Origin of the sequence: Coprococcus intestinalis, from assembly GCF_023656595.1 — a bacterium.
GTDB lineage: Bacteria > Bacillota > Clostridia > Lachnospirales > Lachnospiraceae > Coprococcus_A > Coprococcus_A intestinihominis.
In genome coordinates, this window is the sequence record NZ_JAMOKJ010000008.1 from 98,133 (window position 1) to 119,264 (window position 21,132).

19 protein-coding genes, 1 tRNA gene and 1 riboswitch are annotated in these 21,132 nt (G+C 43.4%); of the genes, 3 read left to right on the plus strand and 17 right to left on the minus strand.

Features of this window, described 5'->3' with window-relative positions:
- Positions 1-16: 16 nt before the first annotated feature.
- The 5 genes from NBH03_RS07745 to NBH03_RS07765 all read right to left on the minus strand — a co-directional run bounded on the left by NBH03_RS07745 (position 17) and on the right by NBH03_RS07765 (position 4,677).
- The gene (locus tag NBH03_RS07745) at positions 17-964 is read right to left on the minus strand and encodes an aldo/keto reductase (RefSeq protein WP_227082623.1); all 948 of its coding nucleotides are present in this window, start codon (positions 962-964) and stop codon (positions 17-19) included.
- Entirely contained in the window at positions 961-1,785 is an 825-nt protein-coding gene (locus NBH03_RS07750) for an ABC transporter ATP-binding protein (RefSeq protein WP_227082625.1), read from the minus strand. Before NBH03_RS07750 ends, NBH03_RS07745 begins: the two co-directional genes overlap by 4 nt.
- Positions 1,782-2,825 (minus strand): FecCD family ABC transporter permease, encoded by a 1,044-nt coding sequence (locus tag NBH03_RS07755; RefSeq protein ID WP_250798794.1) that lies wholly within the window; start codon positions 2,823-2,825, stop codon positions 1,782-1,784. The genes NBH03_RS07750 and NBH03_RS07755 overlap by 4 nt, the downstream gene beginning before the upstream one ends.
- 200 nt (positions 2,826-3,025) lie before the next feature.
- On the minus strand, positions 3,026-3,919 hold the full coding sequence (locus tag NBH03_RS07760; protein ID WP_227082628.1) for a LysR family transcriptional regulator: 894 nt from the start codon (positions 3,917-3,919) through the stop codon (positions 3,026-3,028).
- Positions 3,920-4,473: 554 nt separating this feature from the next.
- Positions 4,474-4,677 (minus strand): DUF951 domain-containing protein, encoded by a 204-nt coding sequence (locus NBH03_RS07765; RefSeq protein WP_227082630.1) that lies wholly within the window; start codon positions 4,675-4,677, stop codon positions 4,474-4,476.
- A 484-nt stretch (positions 4,678-5,161) separates the two neighbouring features.
- Here NBH03_RS07765 and NBH03_RS07770 point away from each other — a divergent pair, with 484 nt between their 5' ends.
- Positions 5,162-5,974 (plus strand): Cof-type HAD-IIB family hydrolase, encoded by an 813-nt coding sequence (locus tag NBH03_RS07770; RefSeq protein WP_250798796.1) that lies wholly within the window; start codon positions 5,162-5,164, stop codon positions 5,972-5,974.
- Positions 5,975-5,993: 19 nt separating this feature from the next.
- Here NBH03_RS07770 and NBH03_RS07775 read toward each other — a convergent pair whose 3' ends face one another.
- The 3 genes from NBH03_RS07775 to NBH03_RS07785 all read right to left on the minus strand — a co-directional run bounded on the left by NBH03_RS07775 (position 5,994) and on the right by NBH03_RS07785 (position 8,102).
- The gene (locus NBH03_RS07775; RefSeq protein WP_227082634.1) at positions 5,994-6,827 is read right to left on the minus strand and encodes a Cof-type HAD-IIB family hydrolase; all 834 of its coding nucleotides are present in this window, start codon (positions 6,825-6,827) and stop codon (positions 5,994-5,996) included.
- Positions 6,828-6,891: 64 nt separating this feature from the next.
- Positions 6,892-6,965: transfer RNA gene (locus tag NBH03_RS07780), tRNA-Met, on the minus strand.
- 198 nt (positions 6,966-7,163) lie between these two features.
- Positions 7,164-8,102 carry a hypothetical protein gene (locus NBH03_RS07785; protein WP_250798805.1) on the minus strand — a complete coding sequence of 313 codons (939 nt, stop codon included), beginning with the start codon at positions 8,100-8,102 and terminating at the stop codon, positions 7,164-7,166.
- 487 nt (positions 8,103-8,589) lie between these two features.
- On the opposite strand from NBH03_RS07785, the gene NBH03_RS07790 reads away from it, so the two are divergent.
- Complete coding sequence (locus NBH03_RS07790; protein WP_250798809.1) at positions 8,590-9,291, plus strand: FadR/GntR family transcriptional regulator; 702 nt, start codon at positions 8,590-8,592, stop codon at positions 9,289-9,291.
- A gap of 45 nt (positions 9,292-9,336) precedes the next feature.
- Positions 9,337-11,232 carry a sensor domain-containing diguanylate cyclase gene (locus NBH03_RS07795; RefSeq protein ID WP_250798811.1) on the plus strand — a complete coding sequence of 632 codons (1,896 nt, stop codon included), beginning with the start codon at positions 9,337-9,339 and terminating at the stop codon, positions 11,230-11,232.
- Here NBH03_RS07795 and NBH03_RS07800 read toward each other — a convergent pair.
- The 9 genes from NBH03_RS07800 to NBH03_RS07840 form a co-directional block, all read right to left on the minus strand.
- Positions 11,202-13,388: an HD domain-containing phosphohydrolase gene (locus tag NBH03_RS07800; RefSeq protein WP_250798813.1), complete on the minus strand. Its 2,187-nt coding sequence runs from the start codon at positions 13,386-13,388 to the stop codon at positions 11,202-11,204. The genes NBH03_RS07795 and NBH03_RS07800 overlap by 31 nt on opposite strands.
- A gap of 66 nt (positions 13,389-13,454) precedes the next feature.
- Complete coding sequence (locus NBH03_RS07805) at positions 13,455-15,407, minus strand: GGDEF domain-containing phosphodiesterase (protein ID WP_250798815.1); 1,953 nt, start codon at positions 15,405-15,407, stop codon at positions 13,455-13,457.
- Positions 15,408-15,426: 19 nt separating this feature from the next.
- A complete protein-coding gene (locus NBH03_RS07810; RefSeq protein ID WP_250798817.1) occupies positions 15,427-16,389 on the minus strand; it encodes a GGDEF domain-containing protein in 963 nt (320 codons plus the stop codon).
- Between the two features lie 44 nt (positions 16,390-16,433).
- Positions 16,434-17,069 carry a hypothetical protein gene (locus tag NBH03_RS07815; RefSeq protein WP_250798819.1) on the minus strand — a complete coding sequence of 212 codons (636 nt, stop codon included), beginning with the start codon at positions 17,067-17,069 and terminating at the stop codon, positions 16,434-16,436.
- Positions 17,066-17,833, minus strand: coding sequence for a GGDEF domain-containing protein (locus NBH03_RS07820; protein WP_250798821.1), 768 nt, complete (start codon positions 17,831-17,833; stop codon positions 17,066-17,068). The genes NBH03_RS07815 and NBH03_RS07820 overlap by 4 nt, the downstream gene beginning before the upstream one ends.
- A gap of 197 nt (positions 17,834-18,030) precedes the next feature.
- A riboswitch (cyclic di-GMP riboswitch) is annotated at positions 18,031-18,116 on the minus strand.
- Positions 18,117-18,178: 62 nt separating this feature from the next.
- Positions 18,179-18,343 carry a hypothetical protein gene (locus NBH03_RS07825; RefSeq protein WP_250798823.1) on the minus strand — a complete coding sequence of 55 codons (165 nt, stop codon included), beginning with the start codon at positions 18,341-18,343 and terminating at the stop codon, positions 18,179-18,181.
- 7 nt (positions 18,344-18,350) lie between these two features.
- Entirely contained in the window at positions 18,351-19,040 is a 690-nt protein-coding gene (locus tag NBH03_RS07830) for a DUF975 family protein (RefSeq protein ID WP_215690722.1), read from the minus strand.
- A gap of 271 nt (positions 19,041-19,311) precedes the next feature.
- Complete coding sequence (locus tag NBH03_RS07835) at positions 19,312-20,253, minus strand: DUF4428 domain-containing protein (RefSeq protein ID WP_250798828.1); 942 nt, start codon at positions 20,251-20,253, stop codon at positions 19,312-19,314.
- 63 nt (positions 20,254-20,316) lie between these two features.
- Positions 20,317-21,063 (minus strand): hypothetical protein, encoded by a 747-nt coding sequence (locus tag NBH03_RS07840; protein WP_178438063.1) that lies wholly within the window; start codon positions 21,061-21,063, stop codon positions 20,317-20,319.
- Positions 21,064-21,132 lie beyond the last annotated feature (69 nt).

The window sequence follows — 21,132 nt, forward strand, 5'->3', positions numbered from 1 at the left end:
AATGCTATATGAATATTTAAATGCTTAAAGGATAAACCTCCATCAGATCTGCCGCCTCTTCCCGCAGGATATACGGTCTCTGGCGCAATCCTTTTCCAGTGTCGATCCGCTCTTTAAGAGAAGTACCTCTGATTCTCTCTTTCAGACATGTCTGCACTTTTTGCAGTTCCGCCTCACTGTAAGGCGCTTCTTCCAGAACAGATAATGCCTCATCGATCTGTTCCTTTGAATTAAAGGTTCCCAGAACGGAATGTACCCATGGGATCGACAGCACATAGCTGTAAGCCGCCTGCACGAGACTCTGATCTTCCCGGATCCGTATCGCGTCAAAAATATGGGAATATTTCAGAATATCTCCCGTTGCCAGCGGATTCATGGCTATGGTTCCCGCCCCGCTTTCCCATGTTGCTTTCAGTCCGTCCGCCCGGTACGCGCTGTTGACCACATTGAACCCCTGCACACTGTAGTCAAAGGGATACTCTTTTACGATCGGTTCGAGTTCCTGATTTTTCATATGCGCGGAGATCGCGATATGTTTTATCAATCCCTCTTCTCTGGCCCTCTCCATCTCTTTGAGTGCTCCATATGCCTTCGCGCCGCTCCATTCTACGCCGCTTTTAACTCCCCAGAGGCAGGTAAACGCATCGATGCTGTCCACACCAAGCCGTTTCAGGGAATTTTCCAGATCCCGTCTAAATGTTTCATGATCTCCTGCATGTGTCTTTGACATGATGAAGAACGGGCGGCCTTCCTTTTTCATTTCTTTTACCGCCTCTCCCAGGATCAGTTCCGAATATCCTTCCCCGTAGGTGACGGATGTCTCAAAAAAATTGATTCCTTTTTTATAGGCATATAAGAAGTTTTGAACATGTTTGTCCATATCTGCCGGATCGTTCAGATGATGGGTCCCCATGGAAATTCTGGACACGGAAATTTCTGAACGTCCTAAAACTGTATACTTCATTTTTCTCTCCTCTCTTCCTCATCTTCCCGGTCATTGTCAGTGATCCGGTAAGGTGCGATCGTTCGGTAGGTTCTTCCTTCCGCTGAAAAATCCAGAATTCTGGCATGCGTCTGGAAAAATTCTTCCACATTGTTTTCGGTAATGATCTCCGCCGTGTCTCCAAACTTCTGCCGATAATTTTGTCCCAGCAGCAACGTCTTATCTGACAGCTGCAGCGCATGGGCCGGGAAATGTGTGTTGATGATGCAGGCCGTATTCTTTTCCTGATTGATATACGAGATCGCGTCCAAAACCCGCAGCTGGTTCTTCATGTCCAGATTTGACTCCGGCTCATCTAAGATCAGAAGTTTCGGTCCTGAGACCAATGCCCGCGCAAGCATTACCATCTGCAGCTCGCCGCCGGACAGTTCGTTGCAGTACCTCCCAGCGAGTTTTCCGACACCCAGTTCCTTTAGCATCTCATTAGCCCGGTCAAAATGATCTTTTTTCGGGGTATAGAAGAAACTGTTCTCTCTGTCGAGCCCCATGACGACCATTTCCAGAACTCCATAGGAGAATGCGCTCCGTTTTGCCTGCGGCACATAGCTGATCTGTTTCCAGAGTTCTTTATCGGAATATGCGTTTAAATTCTTCTCAAGGATCCGCGCCTCTCCCCTGTTCCATGGCAGAAAACCCATGATGCATTTTAGAAGAGTCGTTTTTCCCACACCGTTCGGACCTAAGATCGTCATGATCTTCTGCTCCTCCAGGCAGAATGAGATATTCCTCAAGATTTCCCTTTGTCCATAAGAAAAACTGCCATTTTTTACTTCCAGTATCATTCCCTGCCTCCTGACGTTTTTCTGAGGATCACGGCAAAAAATGGAGCGCCGACCATCGCTGTCAGAATGGATAGCGGAACCTCTCCCGCTGTTGCCGCCCTGGCTGCCGTATCGATCAACAGCAGGTAGATCGAACCCATAAGAGCACTTGCCGGAATCAGTGTCCGGTGGTCATTTCCGATCAGAAGTCGCGCAATATGGGGAATCACCAGCCCGATCCATCCGATGATGCCGCAGACGGACACGGTGACCGCAGTCATGATCGTCGCGATCAGGATCACGGCGAGACGAAGCTTTTTGACGTTGATTCCTAAAGATCTGGCTTCCTCCTGTTCCAGTGAAAGCAGGTTCATCTTCCAGCGAAGGATCATGGCCACTGCCAGACACGGAATCTCAATTGCTGCGCAGAGCAGGACATCCCTGTATGAGACATTTGCCAGACTTCCCATCAGCCACATGGTGATCGTCGGAAGCTTGTCCTCCGGATCCGCGATGTACTTGATAAAAGAAACTAGCGCATCAAACATGGACTTCACAATAACGCCCGATAGCACCAGCACGAACAGTTCGCTGCGCCTCTTGATGCGTGATAGGTTCAGAACGATCACCACTGCCAGAAGGCCGCAGCCGAGTGCGATCACCTGTGTAGCAGCCATGCCGCACGATAACAGGATCGCTAACGCCGCGCCAAATCCAGCTCCCGAAGAGACTCCGAGAATATCCGGGCTCACGAGTGGATTTCCGAAAACGGCCTGATAAATCGCGCCAGAAACAGAAAGCCCTGCCCCCACCAGAATTCCCATAAGGATTCTCGGAAGGCGGATACTCAGTATAACACTTGACTCGTATACATCCATTCCATCGGTCTTTCCGATGAACGATCTCCCTATAATTTCGAATGCCCGAAACGGACTGATCGGATAGCGTCCTACACAGATCAGTACCAGAAACAGGACGATCAGAGCGATGGTCATGATGAACATCACCGGTCTTTTATTATTTTCCAGAATTCCTCGATCCATTGTTGTCTCCTTACACATAGCTCATTGGTTAGTTGCCATCAATTAGATATAACTAACTATACATCATTTTTCGAATTTTGTAAAATAAATAAAATTGTTCATTTATAAATAAAAGCTATGATAAATTAAAAATGAGCCCCGGCACATTCTCACGCCGAGCGCCGGCGCTTGCGACAATCTGCATCTTCGTGCGGGTGCGCATCAAAATAGGCGGCCCGCTATCGGACCGCCCCGTAAAATTTCATGATCTCTTTTATAAACTGCTGCACTTCTTCCTGCTTCCAGCTGTCTTTTGTCCAAGCAATGCAGATTGGAACAGGCTTATCGCCTTCCAACTGTTTCCCAACAATTCCATCATTCTGACGGATCGCCTCCGCCGGAAAGTATCCTGTCGCCATATTTGCGGCGATCATCTGAAGCGCCGTGCTTTGCTGGTCATATCTCCATGAGACCTGCGGTCCCTCCTCATAACCTGCCTGTAAGAACATCTGCCGTAATGCCTCTGTTTTGTGATGGTCGTGTTTTGTGGATACCATCTTTTCTTTCGCGATCATCGGTACTGTGATCCGCTCTTCATGTGCCAGCGCATGGTTTTTCGAGACACAGTACAGCATTTCTGTAGTCTTAAGTTCCGCCCATTTCAAATCATTTTCCATTGGATCTCCACCGTGATTCAGGACCAGAACGGCATCCAGCTTCTTGTCCCGCAGTTTCTCGATCAGTTCTGATGTAGAATCCACGGTCACCTTTATCTCCACATTCTGATACTTTTCGGCTTCATTTGAAAAATACTCCATGTAGGCGGCAGAACCCGCAGATTTTGTCAGACCGATCCGCAGATTCCTCGTATGTTTTACCATATTATGTACCTGGTCATCGAATTCCTTCGCGTGATCCAGCATCTGGGACGCATATTGGTAAAATCCTTCCCCCGCCTTCGTGAGCCGGATACTTTTCCCTTCCTTATCCACCAGGCGGACCGCATACTCCTTCTCCAGTTCACGGATCGCAGCCGTAACCGCTGGCTGCGTCACAAAAAATTTTTTCGCGGCCTGCGTGATGCTGTGGCATTCGCAGACCATGCAGTAATATTTCAGTTGTTGTAGTGTCATTTTTTCACCATGTATTGATCTATTAGGACTGTAAATGTTTAAAATATATAAGTTAGGTCTTACTAACTGCATATATTATACTACAGGGTTTTTGGGATTGCAAGTCTCTGAACAATTCTCACAGTATATCAGCTCTATTCCGGTTACTGTACACGCCCAATGTCATTAAGTTAAGCACACGCTCTCGGTCACAGCAATTAAAACCTGGAGGTATTTTATTTGCCCATCAGGCAAACCAAGAAAATAATGGCATGCCTGGTAGGCAATCGTACATCTTTTGCCCGGATTAAAAAATAAGATTTTCTTTCTATGTTTACCTGCTCTGCAAAAGTCATATAGGTACCTCATGTAATTAAAAAAATGATATCTAATTACAGGGGCCGCTCTCGCTACCTTATAAAGGGAATCAGTAGCGAGAGCGGCCGCACATTTTGGCTTTTTTGTCAAGTAGTATATAAAAAACAGGTTAGACCGTTGCTGGGGTCTTGTACCTAAAGCTTAACTTAATGACATTGGTTCAGAGCTAACCTCCAAAATGCTACGCATTTCGTCACCTATCGGATAATCTTCATTTCTTCCCCATTTCTCTCCAATCTCCGAATGTTCTTCTCCACCAGCTTACGAGCCATCATCACCTGATGCTCACAGCCGCAGCACTTTAATCTGAAATCCGCACCACTTCGAAGCACTTCCCAGTCAAAACTGCCGCAGGGATGCTTCTTCTTCAGCCGTACGATGTCGCCTGTTAAAATCTCCATTTTACGCCTCCTTGTATAGTTGTATCATCCACGCTATTTGCAAAGTATATGCCAAATTCTACTCACTTGTCGCTCTTTAAGTATAACGAGGATTTCTTCCGATGACAAGGCATTATCTGTTTTCTACTCTATTTCCATCCATTCTTCTATCGAATAATAAGTCCTTCCTTCAAAACAGCCCCTCTTTTCCTCTATACATTTTCAATAATATATGCTACATTGTAAATCGAACATCCTTATTTAACATTCAAATACTTCAACCCGGTAATTGCGGCTGCTATCTTGAATTGAATATAGAAATTAACCGTTCACAGAAGGTGCTTCTAATGCCTCCGGTACTTAGGTGGTGTCTTTTACCACCTTATGTACCGCTGAGAGCATTAGGCAGTGCGAACGTGCCTGCTGTGAACGGCTAATTTCTATATTCTATCAATACACTGTTTCGCAATTACCGGCCGAAAATTTATTTTTGGAGGAATTTTCAATGCAGCATTCACTTAATCAGGTGCGCATGATTGCCACTGACATGGACGGCACTCTGCTGAACAGTCAGGACCAGATGCCCCGTGATTTTTTTGATATACTTAATCAAGTTCACAAACTCGGAATTCTTTTTGTCATTGCCAGCGGGCGGCCATACCCAACCCTTGCCATGCAGTTTGAAAGTTGCATGGACAAGCTTGTTTTTATGGCTGAAAACGGCGGATGTCTCGTCAACGGCGACCAGCTGGTTCATCAGGACATTCTTGATACGGATGCCCTTTCTTATCTTCTCGGGCGCTGCCGTCAGGTTCCCGGCGCCATTCCGATTCTCTCCGGTTTCAAAACGGCCTATCTCTTCGATCAGACATCAGATGATGCCCGCAAAGAAATAGGCCGTTACTATAAGAAAGTTCAGTATATCCATGACATCTCTGAAATTGATGCCCCAGTAAGCAAAGTGACTGTCTGTGACTTCAAAGGTGCCGAAAGCAATTCATTTCCGGCTCTGTCTGATGTCCGTGCACCTTTTAAAGCTACTCTGGCCGGCTACATGTGGACAGACCTCAGTCTTGCCGCCACAAACAAAGGCCGCGGACTCGCTGCACTTCAAAAAAATTATGGTATTTCACCGGATGAAACCATGGTTTTCGGAGACTATCTCAATGATTATGAAATGATGAAACAGGGCTATTTCAGCTACGCTATGGCCAATGCTCACCCTGATTTAAAAGCCATCAGCAACTTTGAGACATTGTCAAATGATGAAGATGGTGTACTGTACATCATTCGTCAGCTCATTCACAGCAGACAATAAACGGCGGAGATTTCGATAATTAAAGAACCCACTTCTCAATGGCCGCAGCAACACCATCCTCATCATTCGACAGTGTAACGTCATCTGCCATGGCCTTAATCTCTTCATCGGCATTTCCCATAGCCACTGCCAGGCCTGCTGCCTCAAACATGGTTCTGTCATTCATCGTGTCCCCACAAACCATGATCTGTTCCGGCATAATTCCAAGTTTCCCGGCCAATTTCAGCAGACTATGACCTTTATTGGCTGTCGCAGCAGTGATTTCCACATTAAAACTATTGCCGAATACCACACTGAGCTCCGGGTCATTATGCATTTCATCAAACAATTGCTGTCTCAAAATCATATCATCAAAAGAGGCCAGCATTTTCTCTATATTAAACTTTCCCGAATAAACCCGTTCTCGCAAATCATCCACCGGTATTCTGGAAACCTTAATATACTCCTTGAACCAATCCGGGAAGTTTTTATAAACATGAAGTGCTCTGTTATAACTTTTTCTGTCAGCATAGGACTTTCCATCATGATAAAACTCAATCAGCGCATCTATCTGAATTAAATGATCAATGACTCTGCATGCCGTCTTATAAGGTATAAAATCCGCATAGATAATACTGTCCTCCCACAAATCAACAACCGCTCCGCCATTGGAAGTCAGTGCATAACGCACCCCTGGAATTGAAGTAAAGCTCTCCGGCAAACCGGTCTTTTGCCGTCCGGTGGCAGGCATGACAATTACACCCTTTTTAATTGCTGCCGCAATCGCTTCCCTTGTTCTCTCTGTTATGACCTTCTCTGAATTAAATGTGGTACCATCCAAATCCAATGCTACAAGCTTAATCTCTCTCTCCATTCTGTACTCCTACAATAAAACATCTGCATTCAAAAAAAGACTTGATATTCATCAAGTCTTTGAGTTGCGGGGGCCGGATTTGAACCAACAACCTTCGGGTTATGAGCCCGACGAGCTACCGGGTTGCTCTACCCCGCGATATTCTGTTACGACTTATCTGTCCCATAAGTCGTAAATCATTATATCGCGATTATAGAGTATTGTCAACCGTTTTTTATAACTTTTTTGATATTTTCTTAAAAGTCATCCTTATAAATCCGTTTTTAACTGTTTTTGGCATTGTACGACTTTGATAAAAAATACGATGCCTGGCAATTGATGATTCTCTGTTAGATACTACTGAATCTCTGAAGTCATAAACCCATACTGTGCATCTCCGTATTCCCAGCTGACGGTGACTTCATACACATATCCCGGCTCCACATCTCTGACAACAAACTCTCCGTCAACACTCTTTTCTACATTGACTTCTTCTGCCAATGCATCCAAATCATCATCCGCAGAAGCCGGATATTTATCTGAATTCCAACGGCGCACAGTCACCTTTGTCGGTGTCAGATCACAGCTGATGGTAAAGTCCGTCTTACCTGCATCCATGGACATTTTCTCCAGATTCTCCCACTGCATCACTGCTGAACCGCATGCTGTCACTGTGTTATCTTCTGAACTGTCCGTTTCAGAATCGCCTGAAGGCGCTGTCCATGTAGAGTTGCCCGGCCCGCTCATCAATGACATGGTCTGACCAAGAGATGAGCTGTAGACAACACCCACTGTCGGAACTGTACTTGTATCCGGTTCAGCAAAAACCATATCAATGACATCCTGGTACTGCTTCACTTCATCTGCCGTACCCTCACCGGTAACGACCATCTTGCTGACTCCCGGATACTGCCCCGGGTAGCTCTCCAGCATAATGCCGTCTCCATAAACATCCACATAATCTCCGGCTTTTAAAATTTCAGATGTGATTTTTTTGCCGTCATTATCCTTCAGATCATTTGGAATAGATGTCGTAAACACCGTTCCGTTGTCTCTGTCTGCCAGAAGCCATGTACCGTTCTTCCCTGCCAGCAAAATACAATGCTGCGCCGCTGAGACTTCATCACCGCTTAAATCACCTGTTTCCCTTTGATTGCCCGCTGTCTGACTCTCTGTCTGCGCTGCTGACTGGTTGCCAGTGGTCTGCGTGTTCTCTCTTCCTGCTTTCTGGCCGCATCCTGCAATTAATGCTGCTGTCAGACATACCGCCATCAAAATACCCGTTAATTTCTTCATCAATATAAACCTCCTGCATATCTGCTGTCTTTTTGCTTTCTAAAAAATTATTGTCCTTCTTGATTCATCTCAGGACTCGTACATCGTTGTGACAATAGATATACGTATGGCTTTATGATTTTTTATGGATAAATGAATATTTTTCTGTAAATGTTCAGCATCAATTACTTTCGAATGGCCGCTTCTGTACGAAAAGTCTCTTCCATCTTTCTGTTTTTGTCTCCTTAATTCATCCGATGTTTCATATTCCTCAAATACATCAGACATTTTAACTGTTATTTTCTTCAAATTGTGTTTTTTCTCTTATTTTTGTGTAAATACATCTGATGTATTTATCATATATTTATTCTGAAAAAAAGCAATACTGGAATTTTATCTAAATTATTATCTACTATTTTGTACATTTTAACATTTTGACATTCCCTTTAATAACCATTATTATATTTTATAAGAAGAATAGAACCAAAGAAATGGAGAAAATCATAGGATGATTTCGTCACCAGAAGAAAAAAGTCTTCCACAGAAAATATCAGAAGACATTATCACATTTATTTTAGAAGAAAAACTACAGCCGGGAGATAAGCTTCCTAATGAAACCGTCCTTTCCGAACATCTTAATGCCGGAAGGAGTTCCATCCGTGAAGCCATGAAACTCCTGGCTTCCAGAAATATCGTTACGATCCGCCAGGGCTCCGGTACCTATATTGCTTCATCCCCGGGGGTGGTGCAAGACCCACTGGGATTCACCTTTATCGGCAATAAACAGAAGCTGATTCATGATCTGCTGGAAGTGCGTTTTCTGCTTGAACCTTCCATTGCTGCAATGGCTGCTGCCCATGCCGATGAAAATGACATAAAAAAAATCACCGCACTTTGCGATGAAACGGAAGCATTATTAAAGAGGCATGATGATCACACCCAAAAGGACATTGAATTCCACACAGCTATTGCATTGAGCAGCAAAAATGTTGTTGTTCCCCGTCTGATTCCTGTCATTAACAGCTCTATTCCGCTGTTTGGTGAAACAACCAGTGGGGCTCTGCACGAAGAGACAATTGAAACACATCGGGAGATTGCAGATGCAATTGCCGGGCACGACCCGCTGCGCGCTCAGGATGCCATGTATCTTCATCTGGTATATAACCGTAAGAGAATCCTGCTTATTGAAAAGAATACCGATCAGATATAATTTCACATGTCTCAGTAGCCGCACCATCAAAAGGAGGAGAACATTATGAGCAAAATATGTAAATTCCTTACTCTTATTATTCTAATTGTTGCCGTTCTCCTGTTTGGGATTTATCAGTATCGCACCTTCATTCAAACAGAGATTTACCAGGAGAATTCTGAACATCTTCTGGCAACCTATGAACAGGTCAACCGGACCTTTACGCTGTTTACGCAACGCAACTGGAATGTCCTGTCTGACTGGGATGAATATCTGCAGTGTATATCAGATGCTGAGAATACTGAAACGGTATGGCATGATTTTGCAGACCGGAAAAACAACTGGCAATACAGTGATTTCTATATGTTTAACGAACACTGTGATTTTCTTACAGCCAACAACCGGAAAGGCACTGCAGACAGTATCCGGAACTGTTTTCAGGAAATGTACAGCTCCGAATGCCCCACTATTTCTGACTATACTGCCAGCAGCGGCAAACATAAGGTCGTCTTTGCGATTCCATTGAGCCATCCATTTTGCCTTAATAATATAACCTATACAGGCGTCGCTGTCAGTTACGATGTCTCTACAGTAGAGGACATGATATCTAATAATGTATATGGCGACAAAAGCAGCTGTTATCTCGTCAATGCAAAGGGACACGTCATTCTTTCTCTGGAATCTCAATCGGAGTTTCTGTCAGGACATGAGAATCTGTTTACCTTTCTGAAGGACAATGCCGTATTTTCAGAGAACACATACGATGCCGTTGAACATGACCTTCAGAAGGTCGTCAAAGGCCGTGCTAAATTTAACAGTCAGGGGACTTCATATTACATGGTCTACCAGCCTGTTGGTCTCAATGACTGGAACATTCTCGGAATTGTGCAGACAGCTGCTGTCAATTCCCCGGATGAAAAAATAATGCATGTTACCATTGCTGCAATCACCGTACTTGCCACCTGCCTGCTTCTTTTACTTCTCAGGCTGTCGTCCTTAAACGCAGAATACAAGCTGAAGCATCAGGAATTACTGCATCAGGCTTTAAAAGCCCAAAAAGAGCAGACTGATCAGCTATTTTACGGAATGACCTGCATTGTAGATCGCTATACAGTCGTTGACCTGTTGAAGGACAGATATGAATACCATGAATACAGTAGCAACAGCCTGTATCCCGAAACTGGCTCCTATCAGAATCTGCTCGATACGGTTGCAAGAAACTATATCGTATTATCCGATACAGAAAATATAAAAATAAGCCATCTGCTGAACAAAGAATACCTGCAGAAAGTGCTGCATAAAGGAAACGGTATCATGAAAATCGAATACAGCAAACGAACAGAAAATGTTTACAAAATTATGAATGTCGTTGCTGTAGAATGGGATGAAGCAGGTATCCCGCAAAAAGTCATGATGATTGCACAGGATATCGGCAAACGACATGAACTGGAGAATCTTGCCAACACAGATGGCCTGACCGGCTTATTCAACGAGCGTTATTTCAGTTCTGTCCTGCACCGCAAAGAACAGAAAAAGCTTCCTTTTGTTCTGTACTATCTTGATCTGGATCATTTCAAGCCTGTCAACGATACCTACGGACATGATATGGGCGATAAACTCCTGAAAGCAGTGGCAGAACGACTTTTAAAATGTATCCGCAGCAATGACTTTGCTTTTCGGATTGGCGGAGATGAATTTGCACTGATTATCAGTGCAGAAATGGGAGATTCACTCTGCATGCAGACGAAAATGCGCATCGTCCAGTCTCTGCTTCTTCCTTATGAAATTGACGGCAAGACACTGCATATCGGTGCCAGCTGCGGCTATGCTGTCTATCCTCTGGAAACAGAAGATACCGGCAAAATCCGTATTCTTGCAGACCAGCGGATGTATGCAGAAAAAAAAGAAAATCATCGGAAAGCCGCAGAATCTCAGTCCAAAGATCCTTCTCCAAATGACTGAGTGCAAAAGAGGGGCTGTCGGGAAATGTAATTTTTCATCCCGACAGCCCCTGCTGCAATATCTCTCAGCACCACATCCCCCGCCGGATGGCCATATGTATCATTCACCTGTTTGAACTGATTCACATCTATAATTTCCACACATTCCATGCCCTCCATATGAGTGAGATATGTCTCAAAATAGCGTCTGGAATATGTAGCTGTCAATGGATCCAGGAACAGTTTTCGACTCTCTCCACGACTTTTATCCAACAAAAACCTTGTTCCGTTTGCATCGATCCAACGTCCTTCATTCATCTTGGACAGCATTTCCATAACACACGGTGTTCCGTTAATACAAAGATATTTGGAAACGACATAATACATATCTGTCTTGGTAAACTCCAGCTTATTCAGCATTGTCTTCTGAGACAAAGCACGGGTCGAAATACAGTTTGTACAATTCCCCCCTGTCTCCCAGAAAGCCGCACAATGCTGGTCGGTTTTCCTCAATGTTCCATTATGATCCAATTCCAGCACTGCATTAGCTGTCGGATCTACAAGCCGAACAATGTCAAAAATCTTCCGAAGCTGATCAACAATAGCCTTTACTGCCATTCCATCTGCTGTATCACTTTCTGCAAGGCCATCCAGAATTGGGATATCTGCCGACACCTCCTGTGGCCTGATCAGCTGCCCGACTGCTCCGATATAATGTTCCGGGGACAGATCCGACCAGAGCGAATGTACCCTCAGATCACACCACTCATACTCATTTCCCTTTGGCATCATGATACTCATTGAAAATTCCCTGTTCTCCGGTGTCGTTGCATCCAATGCGTCTTTCAACCGGTGAAAATCCTTCTGACTCAGGCAGGTAAAGCAATTGGTATCTGCAACATTTTTGACCGTATAACGGTACTGCGGCGGTTCATCCCAATTAGTAACATTGACCAGTCTGGAAACAGAATCATAATCAAATTGAATTCCACCTTTTAATGAGGCAAAAAAATTCATCCGCTCCTGCATGGATTCCAGCATATGCTGAGAACGTTCACTGCTTGGTATCTCCGTTTTATTCATAATTTCCGTGGTCAGACGGTCTGCTTCACTGCGGTAGAGAGAATCTCCTGCGTCATACTGTGCGTCCATTCTGAGCCTCGGTGCAATATCCTGCAGGCACTTTAAAAGCAGCGGATTAAAGGCACCACATTCACCGGCCAGAATCATATCCAGTGCCGTTTCATGATCATAAGCATCCTTATAACATCTCTTGCTGGTCAGTGCATCATAAACATCTGCCAATGCAACCACCTGCGCTGCGATAGGAATCTGCTCTCCAATGAGTCCATCCGGATAGCCGTGTCCATCCCACCGTTCATGGTGCCATCTGCAGATTTCTCCGGCAATGCGCAGCAACGGTTTTTCCATTTTTGTCGTCATCTGATTGATAATATCCGCACCAATCGTTGTATGTGTCTTTACAATGCTGAATTCCTCCCGGGTCAGTTTTCCCGGCTTGTTTAAAATACTTTCAGGAATACTGATCTTGCCAATATCATGCAAAGCGGAGGCTGTTGTAATCATAACAATATCTGACTCGGACAGATGATATTCATCCGTCTTCTGAACCAGTCTGCGCAGCAGAAGCTCTGTAGCTGTTCGAATATGAAGAATATGTTCTCCGCTCTCACTGTTCCGGAATTCCACAACATGACTCAAAATTCCAATCATCAGATTATTGTTCTCTTCTTTTTCATAAATCTGATCGGCAACCATCTGCATCAACCTTTTCTGATTGGCATACAGATTGAGTATATTCTGTACACGTCTTCGCACTATAAACGCATCAAATGGCCTGCGGATATAATCTTCCGCTCCAAGGATATAAGCCCGTTCTATGACATCTTTCTTCTCCTCTGAGGATATCATGATTACAGGTATATCATTAATCCAGTGAAATGTATTCATCCGGTCCAGTACCTGAAAGCCATTCATTTCCGGCATATTAATATCCAGAAGCATCAAATCTATATTCATATCCTGCTGCAGAATATGAATAGCCTGACGCCCATTTTCCGCCTGCACATATTCGTATTCATCACCAAGAATCACCATCAGAATCTCCCGATTCATCTCTGCATCATCAACAATCATGATTTTCGCTTTTGTCTTCATGGATTCTGCCTCTTTTCTTCTGTATATTTACCCATCATGCGTTTCATAATCCGCTTTTTAATCAGGTCAAACCTTTTCTGATTGTTCCCCATTTACAGAAGCAGACATCGTCTCTGTCTGCATTAAACTTATAAGTGCTTTTTCAGGTAGCGGTTTCGAGAAATAATATCCCTGAATCATATCCACACCCCATCTGCTGATCAATTCCATCTCTTCTCTTGTCTCCACGCCTTCCGAAACAATATGATAGTTCATTTTGCGGAATGTTTCCACAACACTCTGGTAAAACTGCGCGCGCTTCTCATCATTGCAGATATCAAAAAGAAGTGAGCGGTCAAGCTTGATGGTAGAAAACGGAAGCCGCATCACCGTATTCAGATTGGCATATCCCGAGCCAAAATCGTCCAGACACAAACGAATACCTGCTGCTGTCAATCCGTCCACAACCATTCCCAGACTGGCGCTGTACTCTGTTGCAACTGTTTCAGTAATCTCAAACTGTATCCACTCATGCCTGATCTCATATTCATCCATCATACGGATAAAATGACTGCTGCAGTCATTCCGCATCAAATCCAGAGACGACAGATTCACCTTTACGTTCAGCAGGCGTGACATCAATTCCCTGTTTTCCTTCAGGAATCTGCAGATACGTCTGAACTGCATATCTGTAATCTGTTCAATCATATGATTCTTTTCTGCAATCTGAATAAACACATCCGGTGCAATCCAACCCAGTTCCGGATGATACAGGCGGCTCAGCGCCTCCACGGTAATAAATCTTCTTTCCCTGGTAGAATATACCGGTTGATAGTATACTTCAAAGAGATCTTCCTCAATTGCTTTGTGAAGATACTGTTCCACCCGTTTGTAATACATAAAACCATTCATTGTCTGGCGGTCATCCTGTATCACTTCTGTCAGTCCGCTCTGCGGTGTCAAAGACTCCAGATATTCCGCATATTCCATGATCAGACCGCTTTCTTCAAGCTTCTGAGCATTGATAATGCCGCTTATAATTACCGGAACAGCGATATTTTTATCTTCCACATCCAACACCTTATTTACATCAAACAGCCTCTTCAATTTGGCAAAATAATATTCATATTCTTCCAAAGAAGAAGTCAGCACAAGAAAGCGCTTTCCGGTAATACGGGTCACCTTCTGACCACAGAGCGCTCCAAGCTGTCCGCCTATCTGCTGCAAAATAGAATCTCCCCCCTGTACCCCTGCTACCCTGTTAATATGCCTCAGCTGATACAGATACACTGTAATAATATGAAAAGATTTTCCTGACGCAATGAGTTCGCCCATCTTTCGTGTCAGATAAAGATGATTATATAAGCCGGTCAGACTGTCCAGATTAGCATTTGGATTGTTGATCGTAATGAACAATGCCAATATACCAAGACTCATTCCAAATCCAGTCATCAAAAGTGACTGACAAAACATCTGCAAGACCACACCGACACCGGATATCACAAAAATCTCCAAAAGTATTTTTTCTTTTTGAGGCCCAAGCTTTTTGCGCCAGAGTAGAATAAGCAATAATGCCACTGCAAAATGCCCCAACGCACTGACATACATCAACAGATACCATGGTCCTTTCACATATCCCGCTGTCACATCAAAAGAAAAAAGCTTTTCCGTAAATGGATTTGTCAGAATCACACTAATCAGAACAAGGGTTGGCACACCAGATATAAACATCTTCTTAGCTGAAATGATTTTCTGCTCATGCAATGTCTGAATGTAAAAAATAAATGTAACGGGAAGCAAGGCCTGCAGCAGATAAAATATCGTTGTCACGATGACTGCGGCATTTTCCATATCGCTGTTGTATGAAGTAATATAGTAATTAGTGAAAAATTCAGCAACAACATCTGCCGTTCCAAGAACAGCAAAGAAAAGAAATACCCGGTTATTCAGATCCTCTGCTCTTTTCTGTCCCAGAAAATGCCACAAAATCAGCAGCAAAATAACCATTGCCGAAATCAGAAAATCTATGTTGTAAATCATATCTGTCCTCCGCCGTGTTTCATTTATAAGAAAACATCATTCTGTCTGCCTGCATTTTCCAGTCACTGATAGAAAGCAGTGTTCCATCCGCTTTCCTCAGGTAACTGCAGCCAAATTCCAATTGAACAGGATACCTGCTTCCGGATTCTTTTTTCATCTCATTCCTTATCATCTGCTCCCACTCTTCCGGTCTCTTCTGCGGACGAATCACCACAATTGCAAACTCATCACCGGCAATACGAAAACATTCTGTATGCGGCTCACATGCGTCACTTTCTGCCGCCTGAATGCTCCGGGCAGTCCGAATAACTGCTTCATCGCCTATCTGCATCCCATATGTATCGTTAATCGTTTTCAAATTGGCAATATCTATAAATATAAGCAAAACATTTTCCAACAGCATTGCATCCTGCTGAAGTTGATCCAGCTGCTGTTCAAATGCCTTTCGATTCTTCATTCCCGTCATCCGGTCTTCTATAGACATCCTTTCATATACGGCCTGTTCCATACGATACTGAATATCATTGGATACTTTACAAAGCAGTCCCCAGAACAGAAAAGAAATAAAAAGTAAAATACCAAACTGAAAAAGCGCATCATACCAGTAGATGGCGTACATCCAATATAAAGCAAGGGCAATCACTCCGCTGATGCCCAACACGCCAAATGCCTTCAGACAAAGCTCCAGCTCCTGCGTCTGATGCTTTTGATATTCTCTCCATAGAAGAATGGCCATCGCTGCAACACCTGTAAATAATATCAAATGCGTTACAAACAGCATATTTTTAAAAGGAACCGCAAACCAAATATTCACGATGCCCTGTCCTATCGCATTCCCATAAAAAAGTAAAATCCATATCTCCGGAATCCATTGATTTTCCTTACTTACCGTATTCTGTATAAAATGCAGCATCGGCACTGACATCAGCATAAATGCATAGAAAGACACTAAACTTCCTGCTGCACTGTGCTTCCCATACATCTGGTAAATTCCAGAATCCAATATACACCATAAGCTGCATATAATCAAAAAACTGCGACATTCACAAAACGTTTTTCGACAAGCTGCCGATGTCTGGTATAAAGGAAAATACTTACTGCGACAATTCCCAATCCCAGCATACTGATGATCATTAAAATCGAAAAAGCAGAGGCCTGAAGATGTCTCACGACAATTGCAGAAAAACTGCCAAGTATCGGAACCTGTATATCAAGACTTCTACCTGCTGTTCCCTCATAAATAAAGCATAGCGGTTCCTGCCCCGTCTCCTCCGGCAGGCGGACATCTGCCCACATCTTTCCTTTCATCTGTTTGTTCTTCTGGAACTGGTTATCCGCATAATGATAAAGAATACGCTCCCCTGTCCTGATTTCCAGATTATCCTGTATTCCTCTTGTGGATACAATTAGTCCCCTGTCATCCTCTGTCAGAGTATCATTATAAAGAATTACTTTTCCTTCCGCATCCGCAGTCACAGAACAAGGCAGTTCAAGTTCAATCCTTTTCCCGTCCTTCATCTGATACCACCCACTGCAGAGTGACCGGATGCTTCCCCTCTCCGTTCTTGACTGATAGTATATTCCGATCAAAAAGGACATGAAAGCCACTACAATGATAACACAGACAATTTCGATTTTTTTCCATCCCGGAACCTTTTTCATAACACTTCCTCGTCTACATCCGTAACAACGCATGATTTTTGTGATTTTGCAGCATACATCAGTTTATCCGCACGCTCAACAGCCTGCTCAATCTCCTCGCCTTGGGCAATAACCCCTCCGATACTCGTAGAAACATGCATTTTCCCATATTCAGGCACTTCCGACTGATAAATGAATTGATGTATCTGAAGCAGCTTTTGATGAAAAACCTGAGACTGCATTCCCGGCATAAGCAACAGGAATTCATCGCCGCCATAACGAATCAGAATATCATCCCGGCGTATCACGCTCTTAATTGTCATAACCGTTGTCTGCAACACAAGGTCACCCGCATGATGTCCATAGGTATCATTATACGCTTTAAAATTGTCCAGGTCTATCATCGCAATTCCGGTATTCTTACTTACAGATATCATCTTCTCTTGAAAAAAACGCCGATTATAAGCCCCTGTCAATGAATCGTGATAAATCTTCTCATTGTAATAGGCCAGCCGTTCCGGTATCTGATCGGACTCCAGCAATGCCTGTAGAATTTTTTCATCAACTTCCTGCTTAATCTTTATCACGTAAGGCTTCCCGTCTATTTCTATACGCTTTGCCTTTACAAAGAAAATATCTTCCTTCAGGTACTCAATCTCACAGTATGTTTCCTCACTATCCATCGTGTCATATCCACTTTCCAATCTGACTACAGTAAAAAACTCTCTGATACATTTCATCATTTCCAACACATCCTGCATTGTCATACTGTCTGTATCCTTCACTCTCCTCTGACATCCTTTCTATACGAATTTGTGGCTATCAAATTCTATGCAGCTACAACAGTACATCATAAGGGCTTATGATTTTCATTGCTTGTAAAAGTACTAAAAATCGTCTGTATTTTACTAAAAAAGCAAAAAGTCACCTGCGCTCTACAGGTGACTGAAAAAAAACAAAACAAAAAACAACGGTAATTCTTTATCGCAACCGGCTGACATAGTTTCTAACACCTTAGTCCCTTTGGCTTTGCGTCACTGCCTTTCGACAGCTCTGCCCCTATAAATACCATTTATATTATAGCATATGCTCTACAATAAAACAATGGTTTCTGCAGGCCAATAAAAGAACTACCCATTCCGAATTGCCCTTTTCTCGACCTGCCAGAAACCATGTGCCATTCTTTCCCGAAAGCAATCGTCTGAACGTTTGCGGTCTGGCTCTCTGTCGTCTGCCACCCGTCCCAGGTAACGATTCATTTTCGCTTTTAATTTCTTAACAATCTTAATTTTCATGCCCGTCTTATTTTAATGTATGATATAATTCCGCAGATGTCAGATAGCGATACGGATTCGTATAAAGAACATTCACAATGTTCAATGTAAGTGCCCCCAGAATCATCCAACCAATAAATGACAGATCAAGCACAAATGCATCCCATTTATTCCCCTTCATCATTTGTTTACTCAATGCAAAAACTTCTTCTCTGCTCATATCCGGATTCTCTGCCAGAATATATGGCACCATCATATATTCGTAAGCCTTAACAATTCCAGGCACAATCAGCAGTAAACACCAGAGAAAGGTAAATAACTGCTTTAAAAAAATATTCACACACACATTAACATAATTATTTCTAAAAACAAATAAAATATCTTTCCATTCTGCGTTACCATACCGACAATCTATAAAATACTTTATGCAGCCGACACTTAACGGATTCCATACAAAAACCGCTATCAAAGCATTCACTAAAAATGCAATGATCACAACACCCATAATACCCACAAAGGCTGCCATCACCAATGACCACTGAATATCTGTTAAATGGCTGAGGCTGATATCTGCATCACTGCCTTTGGCCGCTCCTTTGGCCGATTGATAACCAGAACTGGTCAAAAGTGCAAATACAACACTCACAATAACAATTTTTAAATAATTGGCTTTCAGCATTATTCTGGCATTGCTCTTTAGTTCCTGTCTGTTCCACATAGTGATCTCCTCTCTTCAATGCGCATTTTTTCTATTACTTTATTTTTAATTTACCACATATGATTTTAAAAATCTATCGAACATAAAAAATCTCAGAAAATCTTAAGATTCTCTGAGATTTTTGTTCGTTTAATTAATTATTCATCATCTTATGGCTTATGTATTTATTTATCAACACTTTCTTTTGGTGGAAGCAACGCTTCTTAACAACTCTGCCCCTATAATCACAGGCTGGGTATATCATGATTATCCTCGTCAAACAATGCCTTCTTTAGAACGGGCGCGGCTGTCCACAGTACTCACAGAATTTGCCTTTATTCTCAGCGCCGCATTGACATTTCCATGTGCCGCCTGGCTGCTGCATCTGTTGATTGCCCTGCATGCCATTATTCACCGGCATACTGTTGTTCATCGGCATTCCGTTCATACCCTGCATGCTGTTGTTCATCGGCATTCCGTTCATGCCCTGCATCCCATAGTTCATGCCACTATTCACCGGCATTCCGTTCATACCCTGCATCCCATAGTTCATGCCACTATTCACCGGCATTCCGTTCATACCCTGCATCCCATAGTTCATGCCATTATTCACTGGCATTCCGTTCATACCCTGCATTCCCATCGGCGCCTGTCCTGTCAGGGCTGACACAATCTCATAGCCTGCTCTCTCAATCTCCATGATTTCCGCTCTGTCATCCTGCTCAATTGAGAAATTGTGTAAACGAAAATCCATATCATCGAACCATGGGGATCGGACCTGAATCTTCATCCGGTACTGATATTCATACTTATAAACCGGCGGATCATAGCTGACCGTTTTGCCATCTTTTGTATAGGTCTCTTCTTTGCGATCCTGCTCAATATCCATCTTACACTGAAGCACTGCAGACAACGGCACAATATCAGGATTCTCTTTCACATCCAGCTTGTGTGCAATCGTAAAATTTCCCTGTATATCATCAATAAAGACATTGTACGTTTTGGTTGAAATCTGACGTGTCACATTAAACTTCTGTACCAGCTCTTTGTTCTGCTCCCGGTACGCCAGCTGACGCTTGATCTCTTCCACCGTACTGTGCCTGCGTTCCTCAAACCATGGCGATAATTTTTGGGCGCATTCCTTACACAGATTGCCATCATCCAGTTTACAGTTGCCCAGTAATCCGATTTTCTCCCCGCAAATATCACAGTATTTTTTATCAAATAGTCCCATTCTGCTTCCTCCTGTCTGTCAGAACTGCGCAATCAACAATTGCGCAGTTCTGAAAAAATGTTCCTACTTCGCATCGTCTTTGACACATTTGAAAGTCAGAAAGTCCTCATCATCACTGTAATCGACATTTAGAGAACCATCTTCATTCGTCGCTACATAAACACTTGGATTTTCAGATTCAACATTACAAAGGCCATAAACAAGAGACCATTTGAATGTGCCCATTTCCTGGCCTTTATAAACCACCTTTACCGTATAATCTTTTGCAAAGGTCAGACGCAGTGCATCGTTGATATTGTCGACGCCATCCATTGTTGTCTGCGGACCATCTCCCAGCAGTTCTTCCACTGTCTCAGAATGCCAGTCGCCAATAAGTGCCAGTTCATCCTCTGTCAGATAATTCTCCGGATTTGTTGCATCTGTCCCTTCTTTACCGAAGATGACTTTCAGGCCCATGTCCATCAGGTCATCAAAAGTAAATGTGTTCTCACCGACATCCGCAACCATCTCTTCACCCTGGATGGTGATGGTCAGCTTGTTATCCGCCACGGCCCACTTGCCATTTCCTGTTTCCTCGTCAGCATGAAAGACAACTTTACCACCGCTGTTCAATTCGAAAGATAAATCTCCTTCAAAACATTCTTCGATGGGCAGCTGAACCCCCATCGCTTCTGCCACGACTGCAACCCATTTGCCTTCATACGGATTTGCTTCAGACTTTGTTGTGCCGCCTCCGCCGCCGCATCCGCTTAAAGATAACATGCTCACAAAAACTGCCACCACTAACAAATAACTCAGACGTTTTCTCATATCCCCTTCCTCCTCTGTGTATGATATTTTTATATTCACATTATACAAAGGAAAATAGGCTTATTCACT

Bases quoted from the DNA above. Each gene is read 5' to 3' on its own strand.
- NBH03_RS07815 (WP_250798819.1), bottom strand. From the start codon at position 17,069: ATGAAAAAGGTTCCGGGATGGAAAAAAATCGAAATTGTCTGTGTTATC.
- NBH03_RS07830 (WP_215690722.1), bottom strand. From the start codon at position 19,040: ATGTGGAACAGACAGGAACTAAAGAGCAATGCCAGAATAATGCTGAAA.
- NBH03_RS07755 (WP_250798794.1), bottom strand. From the start codon at position 2,825: ATGTGTAAGGAGACAACAATGGATCGAGGAATTCTGGAAAATAATAAA.
- NBH03_RS07795 (WP_250798811.1), top strand. From the start codon at position 9,337: ATGAGCAAAATATGTAAATTCCTTACTCTTATTATTCTAATTGTTGCC.
- NBH03_RS07785 (WP_250798805.1), bottom strand. From the start codon at position 8,102: ATGAAGAAATTAACGGGTATTTTGATGGCGGTATGTCTGACAGCAGCA.
- NBH03_RS07835 (WP_250798828.1), bottom strand. From the start codon at position 20,253: ATGGGACTATTTGATAAAAAATACTGTGATATTTGCGGGGAGAAAATC.
- NBH03_RS07800 (WP_250798813.1), bottom strand. From the start codon at position 13,388: ATGAAGACAAAAGCGAAAATCATGATTGTTGATGATGCAGAGATGAAT.
- NBH03_RS07825 (WP_250798823.1), bottom strand. From the start codon at position 18,343: ATGAAAATTAAGATTGTTAAGAAATTAAAAGCGAAAATGAATCGTTAC.
- NBH03_RS07750 (WP_227082625.1), bottom strand. From the start codon at position 1,785: ATGATACTGGAAGTAAAAAATGGCAGTTTTTCTTATGGACAAAGGGAA.
- NBH03_RS07745 (WP_227082623.1), bottom strand. From the start codon at position 964: ATGAAGTATACAGTTTTAGGACGTTCAGAAATTTCCGTGTCCAGAATT.
- NBH03_RS07790 (WP_250798809.1), top strand. From the start codon at position 8,590: ATGATTTCGTCACCAGAAGAAAAAAGTCTTCCACAGAAAATATCAGAA.
- NBH03_RS07840 (WP_178438063.1), bottom strand. From the start codon at position 21,063: ATGAGAAAACGTCTGAGTTATTTGTTAGTGGTGGCAGTTTTTGTGAGC.
- NBH03_RS07770 (WP_250798796.1), top strand. From the start codon at position 5,162: ATGCAGCATTCACTTAATCAGGTGCGCATGATTGCCACTGACATGGAC.
- NBH03_RS07775 (WP_227082634.1), bottom strand. From the start codon at position 6,827: ATGGAGAGAGAGATTAAGCTTGTAGCATTGGATTTGGATGGTACCACA.
- NBH03_RS07765 (WP_227082630.1), bottom strand. From the start codon at position 4,677: ATGGAGATTTTAACAGGCGACATCGTACGGCTGAAGAAGAAGCATCCC.
- NBH03_RS07805 (WP_250798815.1), bottom strand. From the start codon at position 15,407: ATGATTTACAACATAGATTTTCTGATTTCGGCAATGGTTATTTTGCTG.
- NBH03_RS07760 (WP_227082628.1), bottom strand. From the start codon at position 3,919: ATGACACTACAACAACTGAAATATTACTGCATGGTCTGCGAATGCCAC.
- NBH03_RS07810 (WP_250798817.1), bottom strand. From the start codon at position 16,389: ATGTATGGGAAGCACAGTGCAGCAGGAAGTTTAGTGTCTTTCTATGCA.